This window comes from Chitinophaga dinghuensis (assembly GCF_003259435.1).
In the GTDB taxonomy this organism is placed as follows: domain Bacteria; phylum Bacteroidota; class Bacteroidia; order Chitinophagales; family Chitinophagaceae; genus Chitinophaga; species Chitinophaga dinghuensis.
The window spans coordinates 491,415-506,885 of record NZ_QLMA01000002.1 but is presented as its reverse complement, the minus strand read 5'-3'; the positions used below and the strand labels follow the sequence as shown (position 1 = coordinate 506,885).

Genomic DNA, 15,471 nt, shown 5'->3' with positions numbered 1-15,471 from the left:
CATTAACGCCTATACGAAAAACAAAGGTTAACCAGTTGATATATTGTATTTGTTTTTCTGTTTTATTTTCCATCCTTATCCACTTTCAAGCGGTCCTCTCTGTTAGCGATCTCCCAAGCTGTATAAAATACCAACTGGGCTCTGCGCTGTAACAATGGGAAATCGATCTTATCTACCGTATCTCCGGGCTGATGATAATCCCAATGCGTTCCATTAAAATAAAAAATAACTGGAACATTCTTTTCCGCAAAATGATAATGATCCGATCTCCTGTAAAAATCTTCCGGATCATTGGGGTCGTTATATTTGTAATCCAATTTGAATCTGGTAATCCGGTTCGACTGTTCATTAATCCCTCGTAGCTCAGAGCTCAGCCTGTTATCCCCAATGATGTAAATATAATTAGTATCACGTTCATGTGCCGGATCTATTCGACCAATCATGTCAATATTCAGATCTGCGACCGTTTTTTCCAGAGGATATAGCGGATGTGAGGTATAATATCCTGATCCTAAGAGCCCTTTTTCTTCTCCGGAGACTAACATAAATATCATGGTTCTCCTCGGTCCGTTGCCGGCCGCCTTCGCTTTAGCAAAAGCGTTCGCAATAGCCATCACAGCCGTTGTACCTGAACCGTCATCATCTGCTCCGGGATATAATACGCCATCCTGCAGGCCAAGATGATCATAATGTGCTGTCACAAAAACATACTCGTCTTTTTTATCAGTACCAGGTATCATCCCCAACACATTAGAAGGATGATATACCAAACTCTTTTTTTCTAATTCAATATGGATAGGAACCTTAACATGTGTGGCTATACGAAAATTTTTCTTCTTAGGATCATACAAACTATCTGCATAAGGCTTACCCAGCAAATCAGCTGCCATAGCGGGTGTAATGAGGTATATATTGGGTCCGGTACCTGCTTCTCCCGGCATATATAATCCTGTATGTCGTAGTTGTGATTTATTCAGCAAACGATAATTACTGGCTTGTGGAGATATCACCAATAATGCTTTAACGCCAGTAGCTCTGGCGGCTGCCAGTTTGTTGGAAGAGATGCCGTATTCTCTGGGAACGCCGGACGGTACTCCTTCGCGGATCAATACCACCTTGCCTTTGACATCAAGGTTTTTATAATCGTCATAGCGCTCATTTCTCAAGCCATAACCAGCGAATACCAATTGATCCACATTTAACTGCTCTGATTTACTTTCCAGCAAATCAGTAATAAAATCCTCCCCATAATGATATTCTTTATCTCTGATACGTATCAGGGCAGTGAGCAACGTGTCTTCATACATATTATAAAACTGCTCCCATTGACCGGCAGCTCCCGGCTGTAACCCTGCTTCACGTAATTGGGATACGATATAAGCAGCCGCTCTGGCTTGCCCACGGGTAGCGGTTTCCCGTCCTTCCATTTGTGGACTGGCAATTACTTCCAGTCGTTGACGTAACCAGGTTGTATCAATGAATGCAGCAAATTGTCTGGCGATATCTGGCGTTGTTGGCGCCGGCTGAGCCTGACAGGAAACAGTCATCACAATACAAAGCAAACAGTAAACGGCAACACGGGTAAATTTCATGCGGAAGAATATTTTTAGCTATGGGATCCTGTGGTATAATGGTATAACACAAAAAAGAGCCGGGAAGTTCCCCGGCTCTTTAAAATACAAAAATTTATAATTACGGCCGCTGTTACTACAGGCAAGCCATTTTACGAACTCTGTTCTCGTGGCGGCCACCTTCAAAAGGCGTGTTGATGAATACATCTACCATTTCATTGGCTACCGGTACATCTACAAACCTGGCGGGAATGCAGAGTACATTGGCGTTATTATGCTGACGTGCGAGTCTTGACAACTCTTCTCCCCAGCAAATTGCAGCACGGATGCCCTGATGTTTGTTGGCCGTAATAGCTACGCCATTTGCACTACCACAAATCAGGATGCCAAATGCAGCTTCTTCCCGCTCTACAGCAGTAGAAACCGGGTGAGCATAATCCGGATAATCCACCGAATCTTTAGAAGAAGTACCGAAATCTTTTACTTTCAGTCCTTTTGCTTCCAGAAATGAAATTACTTCTTCCTTGTACTCAAAACCCGCATGGTCAGAGCCGATAGCTACCGGCAGGGCAAGGTTAAAGGTATTTTTTTCCATATCAAGTAAGTTTACAATTGAATGAAGTTGGCTAATTACCTATCTGTTGTGTGATTAGGACCATTCTTCAACTTCTTCTACAGTTTCAGTTTTCTTTTGACGATCACGTAACGCCTTTTTCGATATAAAGATACTGATTTCATACAGTAGGTACAGCGGCGTAAATACAATCAGCTGGTCAACGATATCCGGAGGCGTAATAACAGCCGCCAATACCAGAATCACCACGATAGCGTGTCTGCGGTAACTACGAAGGAATTTAGGCGTAATAAGGCCGAATTTCGTGAGGAAAAATACCAGCACCGGTAATTCAAACAACAATCCCATACCGAGTACAATCTGCGATACGAGGTCGAAATAATCGTCAATAAAGAACTGATTCACTGCTTTATCAGTCACCTTATAAGATGCGAGGAAGTTAATCGTAAACGGCAGCATCAGGAAATAAGCGAAGAATATCCCCATGAAAAACTGTAAGGATACCCAGAAAATAACGCCTCTGGCGCCTTTCAGCTCTTTCTCTTTCAGCGCTGGTTTCACAAAGCGCCAGAACTCCCAGAAAATATACGGAAACGCACATACGAAACCGATGATAAATGCGAGCTTAAACTGGAGCATAATCTGACCCACCATTTTATAGTTCAGGAAGGTCACCTTTTCCGGCGTTATACAAAGCGCATCTCCTAAGCCGAAGAAATGGCCTATACTACATAAGGCTCTGTAAGAAGGAAAACTGGCATTGGTAGGTCCGAAGATCACATTATCCAAAATCTCCTGGGTATAGAGAAATCCAAATATGCTAAACGCGACGATTGCTAATACTGATCTAACGATATGCCAGCGAAGGTCTTCTAAGTGGTCAAAAAACGACATCTCTGCCTTATCGTTATTCTTCGAGAAAAATTTCTTTAACATGTTTTACTGTTCAAACCAGGTTGAAAACGGTGATCAAATCAGGAGCACAAATATAGCTGTTGAACAGAACAAATAACAGAACTCTTTTACGTACGGAAATAGTAATTGAAAAGGTGTAGGGAGACACGTTTCCCGCAGAGTTTGCAACATTACTTTAAGAAAGAAGAGAAGTGCGTGGTTGAGGTAGGTACAAAAAAAGAGCCAGCCCGAGAAGAATCAAGAGCCGGCCTTTCATCCATTGTTTGTTAACCCCAAAAAAGTTGAATTCGAGAATGTCTTTGGCTTCCAGATCTACTACTTACCTAATTGATGGCAAGCGTTCAGAATAAGTAAGAATCTCTGGCAGCTTTATTTTGTAGTACAAAAATAACGAGAAATATTTTATTATCAATGTTGGAACACTTTTTTTACAACCTTTTAACAAAAATCAAATCATAGTGTTACATCAACGACAGCAAATGTATACATTCCGTGTTAAATTCCTACTACTTTTTTAAAAAACGTTTTAGCAATTTTTGTTATTGTGATGTTAACACAAATATTAAGAAAAAATATAAATGGTAAGAATTTTTGTGATCAGCGGTAAAAATCACTGCAAATTTTGCAATTTTTGCTATCCGAGTATCTTCATCTTCACCATTTCTATCCTTGTATCCGTTACATTCAGTACATCAAACTCATAATCATCTATTATTATCCGCTCCTTAATCTTAGGGATCGTTTCATGATGATTAATAATATAACCGGATAAAGTCTCACTTTCATCCTCCGGAAAATCCAATCCGTACTTTTCATTCAAATAATCAAGCTCCAGCCTGCCAGAGAATATATATTCCTTCTCGGCAATCTGCTTCTCTACAAATTCCTCCTCATCATGCTCATCCTTGATCTCTCCGAATATTTCTTCCAGTACGTCTTCAATCGTTACAATTCCTGCCGTACCCCCAAATTCATCTACTACCCAGGCAATACTCTTTCTTTCCTTATTGAACTTACTCAGCAGATCTATCGCACTCATCGTCTCAGGAACCGCCAGAATAGGGTGAATAATTGTTTTGATATCCGCAGGCGCTTTAAACATATCCAATTGATGTATATACCCCAGGATATTGTCTATACTGCCTTCATATATCACCAGCTTAGAAAGTTTTGTTTCCATGAACTTGCTTCTCGCCAGCTCAATGGGACTATCTATTACCAGGGCCTCGATTTCTTTGCGGGGAATCAGGCAGCCACGGATCTTTACATGGGCTAGCGACAATGCATTTTCAAAGAGCTCGGTATTTAATTCCTGGTTTTCACTAACATGCTGCTGCGACTGACGGATGAAATGATCTACATCCACCCGGGTAAATGATTCCCTGTTTTCCAGCAAACGCACGTTGAACAAGTATTTCAACATCCACTCTGCAATGGAAACCAACATATTACCAATAATATATAGCGGCTTGGCAATAATCGAAATCGGCAAGGCAAAGAAACTCAGCAATGCCTCTGGTCGTGAACGAAATATCGCCTTGGGAATAAAAAAGCCCAGGAACAGTATTACTAAAGACGCCAACAGTATTTCCAGGAAAATCACCAGCGGTTGAATGCTGGCAATCTCAGGGGCAGCTACTACGCCAAGCGGCTGGATAGTGCCTGCCATCATAATACTGTATATAACGATGGTAATTGTAAAACCTACGAGACTCGTAGCCAGTAACCTGCTGGGATGCTCATTCAGCCCAGCCAGAATTTTGCCGGTAGTCCTACCCTGCTTTTTCTTGAGTTCAATACTGAGTTTGTTCACATTTGCGAACGCAGACTCAATGCCAGCAAAGAAACCAGCCAGCAAAACCAGGAAGACTAAAATAATAATTGTGTATCCGTCCATCGCATCAAAAATAACAAATTAGGAAAACCAACAATCACTGAGCTATTTTATATTTAAAAAATCTGTCACCAGACCTTTCACTTCTTCATAGGCTCTCTCCAGCACATCATTTACAACGATTTTATCAAATTCATGTGAAAAAGAAAGTTCGTATCGCGCCTTTGCCAGTCGCTCTTCCAGAGAAGCCTGGGTTTCTGTGCCACGTTCGCTTAAGCGCTCTCTCAACGCATCAATGGAAGGCGGCTCAATAAAGATAGTCAATGCATCCTGATGATATTTATCCTTAATTGATAACGCTCCCTTTACATCAATATCTACCATCGGAAATTGTTCATTACTCCAAATCCGTTCCAATTCGCTCTTCAGGGTACCATAATATTTTCCGGCGTACACCATTTCATACTCTGCGAAAGCATTTTCCTCAATCTTCTGATGAAATTCATCCAGGGATATAAAGTAATAATCCTTTCCGTTTACCTCGTTAGCGCGGGCTTGTCTGGTACTGGCAGAAATGGAGAATGCCAGCTGCGGCATGGTTGCCAGCAGTTTCTTTACGATGGTTGTTTTTCCTGCTCCTGATGGCGCAGTGATAATGATAATTTTTCTTTCCATAAATCCTTTCTCAGCTACCCCAAATGCAAAACCCAAAAACCAGAATTTGGTCCTGGTATTTGGGCTCTGTTGGTGTTATGAACGGTAATATTTTAAACGCGTCTGATATCTGCACCCAGCTTTCTGAGTCGCTCATCGATATACTGATAGCCGCGGTCTATTTGGTCAATATTCTGAATCGTGCTCTTTCCTTCTGCGCTGAGCGCTGCAATCAACAGCGATACTCCCGCACGGATATCCGGACTGGACATGGTAATACCACGGAGCGCATGCTGACGGCCAAGACCAATCACCACTGCACGGTGCGGATCGCACAGTACAATCTGTGCACCCATGTCAATCAGTTTATCCACAAAGAAGAGGCGACTTTCAAACATCTTCTGATGAATCATCACACTACCCTTTGCCTGTGTAGCCACTACCAGTACGATACTGAGCAGATCCGGCGTGAAGCCCGGCCATGGGTGGTCGGAGACAGTGAGAATAGATCCATCCAGGAATGTCTGGATTTCATATGTTTCCTGTGAAGGAATGTAAATATCGTTGCCCCGGATTTCGAGATTAATACCCAGCTGACGGAATTTCTCCGGGATAATTCCCAGATGTTCCACACCTGCATTTTTAATGGTAATCTCGCTCTGGGTCATAGCAGCCAGTCCAATGAAGGATCCAATTTCGATCATATCCGGCAGCATAGTATGCTCGCAGCCACCCAGGTATTTCACCCCTTCAATGATCAGCATATTAGAACCGATACCCTGGATTTTTGCACCCATGCGGGTCAGCATTCTACAAAGCTGCTGCAGGTATGGTTCACAAGCTGCGTTATATATGGTGGTAGTTCCTTCAGCCATTACTGCTGCCATCAGGATGTTGGCAGTACCGGTTACACTTGGTTCATCCAGGAGCATATATGTTCCTTTCAGACCATTTGTTTCCAGGCGGAAGAAATTATCATCTGAATCGTAAATGAATTTTGCACCCAGTCTTTCAAAACCGATGATGTGCGTATCCAATCGGCGACGGCCGATCTTATCGCCACCTGGTTTAGGGATGAACGCTTTTCCGAACCTGGCCAGAAGTGGACCGGCAATCATTACGGAGCCGCGTAAACGACCAGATTTCTTTTTAAATTCCGGACCTTGAAGATAGTCCAGGTCAATATTATCAGCCTGGAATTCACAGACATCTCTACTCACTCGGTTAATCCTAACCCCGGCATCTCCCAGGAGTTCTATCAGGAGATTCACGTCAACGATGTCGGGGATATTGGATATGGTTACCTTTTCAGGGGTAAGCATTACTGCACTGATGATCTGTAAAGCCTCATTTTTGGCACCCTGGGGTACAATTTCCCCTTGCAGACGGTTGCCGCCTCTTACTTCAAAAGCACTGCTCACTACTTATTCCTGTTTTTATTGAATTTGTTATTATGCTTGTTGTTATTTCCTTTGCCGCTGTTACCGCTGCCGCCTTTGAACTTCTGATTCTGCTGGAAGTTTTTGCGTTTGCCGCTGCTGGTACGGAAGTGGTCTCCACCTTGTGATCCACCGCCCTGAGAGAACTGCTGCGTACTGCTGCTAGCAATAACGCTAGGGGCCCCCGGATGATATTCCAACTGACTGCCAGTGATGGATGACAACTCTGCACGGATCGCATCATCGTGTACGCTTTCCTTGTGCCAGTTGCTGTAAGCCAGCTTCATGTAGTTGGCAACTGTTTGGGTGAAACCTTCTTTCTTCTCTGGATTCTCTTCTGCAATGGCTTTATCAATCACCATTTCCAGGTTCTTTCCAAAGTGACGGTTTCTTGGGTATTTTTTAGGGTATTCCAGTCTTTCTGGTCTTGCCTTTAAAGTTTCTTTTGTTGGGATGGGGTATGGCGACTCTACCTGTAGACTAAAACCAGAGATATTGAAGATATGATCCCACAGTTTATGTCTAAAATCCTCCACATTCTTCAGATGCGGATTCAGCGTACCCATCAGCTCTATAACCGCCATTGAATTGCGTTGGCGATCCATATCGTCCTCAATGGTAAGCAGAAATTCCACCATTTTCTGGATATTCCTGCCGTACTCTTTCATTATCAGGTGATTACGCGTGGTATTGTATTCCATTACTATTGTTTAAAAGTATTATTTGATGAGGAGACATCTTAAATGAGAACTTCGAAGTGCTCAAAAGGGAAGAAGTTAATCGGCAACATCATTGCAAACATAATAAAAAAATATGAGGAACATTTCAGATCTAATCTTTGTTCCTGTTAAAACTCAGGAAGCTGGTCGGGCTCCATTGACAGCAGTTATTTTTTTCTTAGTTTTAACTATGCAGCATCAAAAAATCCCCATTTTATTATTACATGGCGCATTGGGCGCCGCCCCACAGTTCGACACCCTGAAAGCCTCTCTGGAACCCCACTACGATGTTCATACGGTGGAATTCAGCGGGCATGGTCATCAGCCTTTTTCTCCAGAAGGATTCAGTATTCCCGTATTTGCAGGTGAAGTGTTACGTTACCTGGAAGAAAGGGAGCTCGATTTTATCCACATTTTCGGTTATAGTATGGGAGGATATGTAGCCCTCTACCTCGCACGGTACCATCCGGAACGTATTGGTCATATCATGACCCTCGCCACCAAATTTAACTGGAATGAAGCCACTGCCGGCCGGGAAGTAAAACAACTGAATCCGGAACTGATTGAAGAAAAAGTGCCTGCATTCGCCCGCGTACTGGAAGAAAGACATGCAGCATCCGACTGGAAGGAAGTGGTAAATATGACGGCCATCCTTATTGCCGAACTGGGACACCAGACGCTCCTGAAGGCCAACGACTATGCCATGATTGCCTCTCCATGCTTACTGATGATGGGCGACAAAGACAACATGGTCTCTTTCCAGGAAACGATTGAGGCTTATAAAGCGCTGCCAGAAGCACAAATGGCTATTCTGCCAGACACGATACATCCACTTGAAAAAGCAGATGTACCGTTATTGGCATATCATATCAGGCGTTTTACCACGCAGAAGATATAGTCGCTATTCTTCTTCCATGGCTACTTTGCCCCAATTATTCAGTTCTTCTTCCGTCCATAATTCCGGGAAGAATACAATGCGTTTATTTTTCGGAGGCAGGAATTGCTGCCAGTTGGTACCGCCAGTTGCAGCGATATCTTCCGGTTTCTTGTGCAGGTAACGTACAGCAGATTTATAGTGCATCAGTGGCCAGCGGACATTGATATTCATATCGTATTCCCGCAGCAACGGTTTTACTTCCTGTTGTTCTTCCGGCATCAGTTGCTGATACCGCAACTGCATATTGTTCACTTCATATTGTTGGGCCGTTTTCAGGAAAGTTTCCATGTACTTCAGCTCAAACTGCCGCAGGGTAAGGGTTTTCTTGCCTGTAGCCAGTTCGGTAGCGCCGCTTCTCCAGTAAATTTGGTCCAGTGTCTCTTTCAGCCCTTTTCCTTTCAGCTCTTCCCGTTGCGCCTCGTACACCAGGTTCGGTAACGAGGTAGAACAGATTTCAATCATTCGGAATTGTCCGCTCTGGAATCCGCTGGCAGGCAATAACGCCATCCGGAATTTCAGGAATTGCTCCTTTTCCATTCCGTCTACCATGATTTCAAAGGAACTGATCAGACTCTTGAAATAGTTGTTGACACGCTTCACCTGTGTTTTAAAGATTTCCACTGTCAATTCAGGGGCATGACATACCTGCTCAATCGCTTTGAGTGAAAGTTTAAAATACAATTCCGTAATCTGGTGATACATGATAAAGATGCTCTCATCCGGAAACGGCGTGCGGGGATGTTGCAGGTTCAGCAAAACATCCAGTTGAATATAGTCCCAATAAGTAAGGTAATCCGCATATAGTAATCCATCCAGGTAGGAGGACAGATTTTGACCCATCGCGGCATATTTTTCTTCTAGTTGCTGTATTTTCTCGGCTATTTCTGTTGTAACCATGATGAAATTTAGGAATAATGGCTGAAATGGCAACGACCATTCCTCCATCCCCATTCCTATTCCACCACGTTTATAGTACGGTAAAAGCTTTCTTCCAGTGAGATAAGGGTTTCAGTTCTTTCAATGCCTTTGATTTTCTGTAATTCGTCGTGCAGAATGCGGCGAAGCTGGGTAATATCTTTACAGATAATCTCTGCAAACATACTATAGGACCCGGTTGTGTAGTTCAGTCGCACCATTTCCGGAATTTTCCGTAATTCTTTGGCTACGGTATCGTACATGGAGCTTTTTTCCAGGTAAATTCCAATAAAGGCAATTACATCATATCCAATCATTTTTAAATCTACATGTAATTTAGTACCTTTAACTATACCCAGTTCTTGCAATTTCTTCATCCTAACGTGGATGGTACCACCGGACACAAACAACTTCTTTCCCAGGTCCGCATAAGAGATTTCAGCATTATTCATCATCTCGCTGATAATCTGCAAATCCAGTTTGTCAATATTCAAATTGTGGCTCATTTTTACAATTTGTTTTTTGAATGTTTTAAAGTTATATGCAAATATTTAAAAAATATCGAAAATTCAAAAATTTTTCTTAAAAAATTTGCAAGAAATAGCCTTTCTATTTAGATTTGTATCATAATCATTACTCAATAAGCAATTATAAAGTAATTCATATAGTATTGATTATCACATTGTGGGGTGATGAAACTGGCAGACATGCCCTCTTGTCTCGGGGGTGGGGATCACAGGATAAACGTAGTATAATTGGGTTGACCACTAATCTTACTTGTACTATGGCTAACTGCCTCGTGGAGGTTCGAATCCTCCTCCTACAGCTGAATTGGTTTAAAGAGTCCGTGGGCCATGTCCGCGGGCTTTTTTTATGCGCCTGCGGCGCTAATTCTCACGCAAAGCAGCATAAGCAGCAAAGCAGCAGATAATTAAGTGTTGCGGATATCGGACATAATTGTTTCTCAACCTTGACTTCTCCTCTCCAAATCAACCAAATAATATAATATACAATATAACATAGACCTTTGCCCCTTAGCTGCTTATGTTGCTTTGCGAGAAAAATTCCACTCGCTCTATAGCGCCGCAGGCGCGGTGATCACTTTGCGAGAAAGAAATCCTTCGTACTTTTGCGGCCAAATGGGACAAAAAAAATTACAACGATTCGCTGAAATAGAAACTTTCCCTAATGTATTAATATACCCGGAAGGGATGCAAGGGAAATGGCACGAATTCTTTCATAACAATCACCCGGTAACACTGGAACTGGCCTGCGGTAAAGGAGACTACACCGTAGGAATGGCCCGCATGTTCCCGGAAAGAAATATTATTGGCGTAGACCTGAAAGGGAACCGCATCTGGAGAGGCGCCAAAACAGCACTGGACAATAACCTGAAAAATGCTGCTTTCCTCCGCACCCAGATCGATAAGCTGAATAACTATTTCGCACCAGGCGAAATAGGCGAAATCTGGATAACTTTCCCAGATCCATTCCTCCGTCAGTCCAAATCCAAGAAAAGACTGACCCATCCTAAGTTTTTGCAGCTGTACCAACCTCTCCTGGCTCCTGGCGCTACCATCAACCTGAAAACAGATTCCGCTGAACTCTACGAGTTCACTAAAATGGTGGTGGAATTAACCGGATGCACCGTTCTGGAGAATATTCCAGACGTTTACGCAATGCCTGAAGTGCCTGCTATCCTGCAAATCCAGACCCATTACGAGAAAATGCACCTCGCCGATGGCCGTACGATTCGATATCTTAAATTCCAGCTGCCTGCCGCTCCACTGGACTGGCGCAGCATTAACCTGCCGTCCGATGAAGCAGCCGTTAGTGGAGAATATTGATTTCTATTATAACGAACAGGGGTATATGGTCTTTACTGAAAAGTTCCACCTGGACCGCGGCTTCTGCTGCGGGAATGGCTGCCGACACTGTCCATATAACTTCGAGAGCGTACCCGAACCAAAAAAATCCATTCTCCTGGCCAAAAGACAGGAAAATAAAAATACCAAAGGAGAGAGATAGTTGCTGGCAAAGCGACTATCATCTCCCTAAATTATTATTACTCCGAAAAAACGCCTTCCCAAAAACTGAAATGTCCAACTAAGTTCATAGCTTGTGAACCATTGACATACTTTCCCCATTAACTTTTCGTATGACGATACTTAAACTGAAACTGGATCAGGATCAATTGGTGGAAGACTTCTTCGACTCCTCCCATCTGATAGGTATTGCCTCCACTGCCAGAGATTATCAACTCTGCTGGCAGATTAACCGTCATCTGCATACCAACTTCAGGGTTAACAACTCTCTGGAAATTACCCTCTCCAAAAAGAGCCGGTCTTACCATTTCCCAGTATTTGATTTCCATGAAGCCACCAATGCCGTGATTCATTACTGCTATAACAACCATTGCCAAGCCGAATTCCTGCTGCCAGAGCTAAAACAAATCCATTTCCTCTGGATGATCAAAGGGGATTACTATCAGCTGGAAGATGCCAAAAAAATAGTGGAAGAATTACGTAAGGTTCCGCAAGTACAATTAGTATCTTTACTCGATATCAGGGAAATAAAAAATAAGATGAACCTCATTTTTTAGACAGGCAGTATCCAAAAGAATTTAACCAGTCCTCATCGAAAAGCTCATCTGTATTATTAAAAATCTCCTCTTATGTGGGAAGAAAAAAATAATCAATTGCACCGGGCGTTTACATTTAAGGACTTCCGGGAAGCTTTTGCCTTCATGACCAAAGTGGCACTGACAGCCGAAAAGATGGACCACCACCCGTATTGGACCAACGTTTATAATAAGGTGGATATCTATCTGAGCACACATGATGCCGGCAACATTGTTACTGATCGTGATAAAAAACTGGCGGCAGCCATAGACCAATTATTGTAGTTATATTATACGCCACTTTGTGAAGCGCATCTTGCTAATGCTGCTGCTGTTCTCCTTTACAGCCTCAGCTACCCTTGCCAACAACAGGATCCCCCTGCCTGATACCTTAACGATTGAAGCATCCGCTGCTCCTATCGTAGTCGACATGCGTCCGTATGCCGCCACCCTCGAGGATGTTAATGGTACCCTGAATATCAGTCAGGTCGTCCATCAGTCCTTCAGCCAGAATAAGGATCTCTTTCATGCCAATCCCAGGAATAATAAACGCCAGAACAACTGCTGGTTAAAGTTTACCATCCATAACCCAGGGAATAATATGGCCTACTGGCTACTATTCGCCGGATGGCATGATTTCATGTACTGGTATGTACAATCCCCCACCGACACTCCTAAACTGATGATGCAAACAGGGCTCATGCTGGACCGCGGCGGCGTGGAAAGATGGAACCATTATGCATTTGTTGCAGAAGTGCCACCACATGCCACGAGAACTTGTTATCTCCATATCGTCAATAAATCATTTAATGAAAGTCCGCTCGTCGCTACATTATACAATACCAACGCGTTTGTAAAATTTCAAAATACAGAGGAAGAAGGATATCGAAAAGATTCCGTGGTGATATTGGTTTTGCTGGGTATGCTACTGGTATTCTTCAGTATCTCTCTTATTAATTATATACAACTACCCGATCGCTCTTACCTGTATTTCGCTTTATATATACTGGGACTGATGCTCTTCTTTGCATTGCGACTGGAGAGCAAGCCTTATCAGTTGTCATTCTTCCATCGTTGGCCCATGTTGAAATACTACTGGAATATTCCAGCGTTGCTATTCTGCTTTTACCTGATGTACCTGCTATTTGGAAGTACATTTCTGAATTTGAAATCGCGCTATCCCTTTATGGAAAGGGTTTTCACATGGGTAGCGGCAGCAGTAGGCGGACTTATTATTATCTGTATTTATTGTATTGCAGAAGAACAGTATCACCTGCCTACTATCATTTATGGGTATGTATATTTTGGGACACTGCTTCCTTTATTAATTATGTTTATCGCGCTGGCGAGAAGATCCCAACATCATCCACTGGTGCGGTTTTTCCTATTGGGATCTATCTGTTTATATCTGGCTTGTCTTGGTTCATTTCTTCTTCACGTACGCCCGTTAGGGTTAATAGGCGCATTGGAAGAATTATCAGCGCCAACTTTTCTGATGATCGGCGGAATCCTGCTACAGGCCATGTTTGTATTGGCAGGACTCAGTTACAGAAATAAGCTGGTACATGTGGAAAGAACCCGTACGCAAGAAATGCTGATCAAGCAATTGAATAAGAATAAAGAGCTGCAACGCAAGCTGAATGAGCAACTCGAAGAACTCGTAAAAGAACAGACCACGGAAATCCTTCGTAAAAAACAAGAACTCGAAGAACAAAGAAAGATACAGCTGGAAACAGAATACGTTAAAAAATTAACGGAGATAGAACTAAAAGCGATCAGAGCGCAGATCAATCCTCATTTCATTTTCAATTGTCTGAACTCTATTCAGTTGTTTGTAATGCAGCGTGACTTTGAGTATGCGCAGAAATACTTGTCCGACTTTTCTTATCTGATTCGGAAGACGCTGGATTTCTCCCGGAGAAATTTTATTTCGTTGGCAGATGAAATTACTTATCTTAATACTTATCTGGGATTAGAAAGGATGCGTTTTGAAAATCGTATGGAATATGAAGTAATAGTAGATCCCGGAATTGCCACCGCAGAGTTGGAAATACCAGCGATGCTATTACAACCATATGTTGAAAATGCCGTTAAACATGGTATGACCAACCCCAAACAGTCTACAGGAAAGCTATCTGTGCGATTCAAACAAATAGCATCCGATATGCTGGAATGTATAGTAGAAGATAATGGCATAGGCATTAGCAGATCTCGTGCACTTCGTACACTGCCCCAACATCATCAGTCGTCCGGAATGGAAATCAGCCAGAACCGCGCCGACTTGCTGAACAAAATGTACAACACGGAGATTCAGATAGAGATTATAGATAAATACCTCAGGAACGATGAAGACAGCGGTACACTGGTGATTATTCTTATCCCTCAGTTATAAGCCAGGATATTCATTTTAAAGTATGCAGTTATGATTAAGGCAATTATTATTGATGATGAAAGAAACAGCCGGGATATTATTGCCCTGATGCTGGCGAAGTACTGTCCTTTTGTGACGATTGCCGATATGGCTTCTGATTGTGCTGATGGAATAGAGAAGATTCGTCGGCACCAGCCACAGCTAGTATTCCTTGATCTGGAGATGCCGGATGGTATTGGGTTTGACATCCTTTCCGGCACACAGGCAGACATTCCTTTTGAGGCCATTTTTGTGACTGCTTTTGAGAAGAAGTTTCTGCATATTATTCGATTCAGTGAAGTAGAACTGATATTAAAACCAATCGATAAAGAAAGTTTATTACAGGCTGTAAATGCAGTATCAGCAAGGATTTCGGCGGCAAGTAATACCAGGCGTTACGATGTGCTGATGCAAAACTTCAATCATAATCAGGCAACAGACTGGCAGATGATTGTTCCGGATCAACAGCAAACAGAACACATCATATCTATATCTGATATTATATATTTTGAAGCAGTGGATGAGTTTGCTGTTTTTTATATGGGAGATGGCCAGGCCATCAGTGCTGCAGCTGGTTTTAGGTATTATCAGGAGCTGTTTTCCGGGCTTCGGTTTTATCAGTTAAATAATTCCCAAATGGTGCAATTGTCAGCCGTGACAAGGATTTCCGGCGATGGTAGTAAGGTAATTTTACGCAATGGAGCCACTTTGGATATCACAGAAAGAAGAAAAAAGGACCTGATATTACGTCTGCAATGAATATGACACGTTACTGAGAATAGCCCCAAACACTCTCCCAGGCATTATTTCCGCGCTTTTTACCCCCTGTAAAAGAATAAAATAATACAAGTGCGCGAAGGATACGTAACAATTTCTTAACAAA

General features: G+C 42.6%; 16 protein-coding genes. 7 read left to right on the top strand and 9 right to left on the bottom strand.

From position 1 onward, the window contains the following. Positions 1 to 62: 62 nt before the first annotated feature. From CLV59_RS07390 to CLV59_RS07360, 7 genes are all read right to left on the bottom strand, one after another. Positions 63 to 1,592, bottom strand: a complete 1,530-nt coding sequence (locus CLV59_RS07390) for a M28 family peptidase (RefSeq protein WP_111591374.1) — start codon at positions 1,590 to 1,592, stop codon at positions 63 to 65. Between the two features lie 115 nt (positions 1,593 to 1,707). Next, positions 1,708 to 2,166, bottom strand: a complete 459-nt coding sequence (gene rpiB, locus CLV59_RS07385) for a ribose 5-phosphate isomerase B (RefSeq protein ID WP_111591373.1) — start codon at positions 2,164 to 2,166, stop codon at positions 1,708 to 1,710. A 54-nt stretch (positions 2,167 to 2,220) separates the two neighbouring features. Continuing rightward, positions 2,221 to 3,081, bottom strand: a complete 861-nt coding sequence (gene tatC, locus CLV59_RS07380) for a twin-arginine translocase subunit TatC (protein ID WP_111591372.1) — start codon at positions 3,079 to 3,081, stop codon at positions 2,221 to 2,223. A gap of 613 nt (positions 3,082 to 3,694) precedes the next feature. Continuing rightward, positions 3,695 to 4,957 (bottom strand): hemolysin family protein, encoded by a 1,263-nt coding sequence (locus CLV59_RS07375; RefSeq protein ID WP_111591371.1) that lies wholly within the window; start codon positions 4,955 to 4,957, stop codon positions 3,695 to 3,697. 42 nt (positions 4,958 to 4,999) lie between these two features. Further along, positions 5,000 to 5,605: a guanylate kinase gene (gmk, locus tag CLV59_RS07370; RefSeq protein ID WP_245950825.1), complete on the bottom strand. Its 606-nt coding sequence runs from the start codon at positions 5,603 to 5,605 to the stop codon at positions 5,000 to 5,002. 56 nt (positions 5,606 to 5,661) lie between these two features. After that, positions 5,662 to 6,969 (bottom strand): UDP-N-acetylglucosamine 1-carboxyvinyltransferase, encoded by a 1,308-nt coding sequence (gene murA / locus CLV59_RS07365; protein ID WP_111591370.1) that lies wholly within the window; start codon positions 6,967 to 6,969, stop codon positions 5,662 to 5,664. Further along, positions 6,969 to 7,688: a DUF4290 domain-containing protein gene (locus CLV59_RS07360; protein WP_111591369.1), complete on the bottom strand. Its 720-nt coding sequence runs from the start codon at positions 7,686 to 7,688 to the stop codon at positions 6,969 to 6,971. Before CLV59_RS07360 ends, murA begins: the two co-directional genes overlap by 1 nt. A 208-nt stretch (positions 7,689 to 7,896) precedes the next feature. Here CLV59_RS07360 and CLV59_RS07355 point away from each other — a divergent pair, with 208 nt between their 5' ends. Further along, positions 7,897 to 8,604, top strand: a complete 708-nt coding sequence (locus tag CLV59_RS07355) for an alpha/beta fold hydrolase (RefSeq protein ID WP_111591688.1) — start codon at positions 7,897 to 7,899, stop codon at positions 8,602 to 8,604. A gap of 3 nt (positions 8,605 to 8,607) precedes the next feature. Here CLV59_RS07355 and CLV59_RS07350 read toward each other — a convergent pair whose 3' ends face one another. Together CLV59_RS07350 and CLV59_RS07345 are read right to left on the bottom strand one after the other, a co-directional pair. Continuing rightward, positions 8,608 to 9,540, bottom strand: coding sequence for a tryptophan 2,3-dioxygenase family protein (locus CLV59_RS07350; protein WP_111591687.1), 933 nt, complete (start codon positions 9,538 to 9,540; stop codon positions 8,608 to 8,610). A 56-nt stretch (positions 9,541 to 9,596) separates the two neighbouring features. Continuing rightward, a complete protein-coding gene (locus CLV59_RS07345; protein WP_029465139.1) occupies positions 9,597 to 10,064 on the bottom strand; it encodes an Lrp/AsnC ligand binding domain-containing protein in 468 nt (155 codons plus the stop codon). Between the two features lie 633 nt (positions 10,065 to 10,697). Here CLV59_RS07345 and trmB point away from each other — a divergent pair. The 6 genes from trmB to CLV59_RS07315 all read left to right on the top strand — a co-directional run bounded on the left by trmB (position 10,698) and on the right by CLV59_RS07315 (position 15,347). Then, positions 10,698 to 11,405 (top strand): tRNA (guanosine(46)-N7)-methyltransferase TrmB, encoded by a 708-nt coding sequence (gene trmB / locus CLV59_RS07340; protein WP_111591368.1) that lies wholly within the window; start codon positions 10,698 to 10,700, stop codon positions 11,403 to 11,405. Continuing rightward, positions 11,377 to 11,586 (top strand): DUF5522 domain-containing protein, encoded by a 210-nt coding sequence (locus CLV59_RS07335; protein WP_111591367.1) that lies wholly within the window; start codon positions 11,377 to 11,379, stop codon positions 11,584 to 11,586. Before trmB ends, CLV59_RS07335 begins: the two co-directional genes overlap by 29 nt. 130 nt (positions 11,587 to 11,716) lie before the next feature. Continuing rightward, positions 11,717 to 12,160 carry an IPExxxVDY family protein gene (locus CLV59_RS07330; RefSeq protein ID WP_111591366.1) on the top strand — a complete coding sequence of 148 codons (444 nt, stop codon included), beginning with the start codon at positions 11,717 to 11,719 and terminating at the stop codon, positions 12,158 to 12,160. A gap of 72 nt (positions 12,161 to 12,232) precedes the next feature. Then, entirely contained in the window at positions 12,233 to 12,463 is a 231-nt protein-coding gene (locus tag CLV59_RS07325) for a 4a-hydroxytetrahydrobiopterin dehydratase (protein WP_111591365.1), read from the top strand. Between the two features lie 19 nt (positions 12,464 to 12,482). Further along, on the top strand, positions 12,483 to 14,570 hold the full coding sequence (locus CLV59_RS07320; RefSeq protein ID WP_146616141.1) for a histidine kinase: 2,088 nt from the start codon (positions 12,483 to 12,485) through the stop codon (positions 14,568 to 14,570). A 30-nt stretch (positions 14,571 to 14,600) separates the two neighbouring features. After that, on the top strand, positions 14,601 to 15,347 hold the full coding sequence (locus CLV59_RS07315; RefSeq protein ID WP_111591363.1) for a LytR/AlgR family response regulator transcription factor: 747 nt from the start codon (positions 14,601 to 14,603) through the stop codon (positions 15,345 to 15,347). Positions 15,348 to 15,471 lie beyond the last annotated feature (124 nt).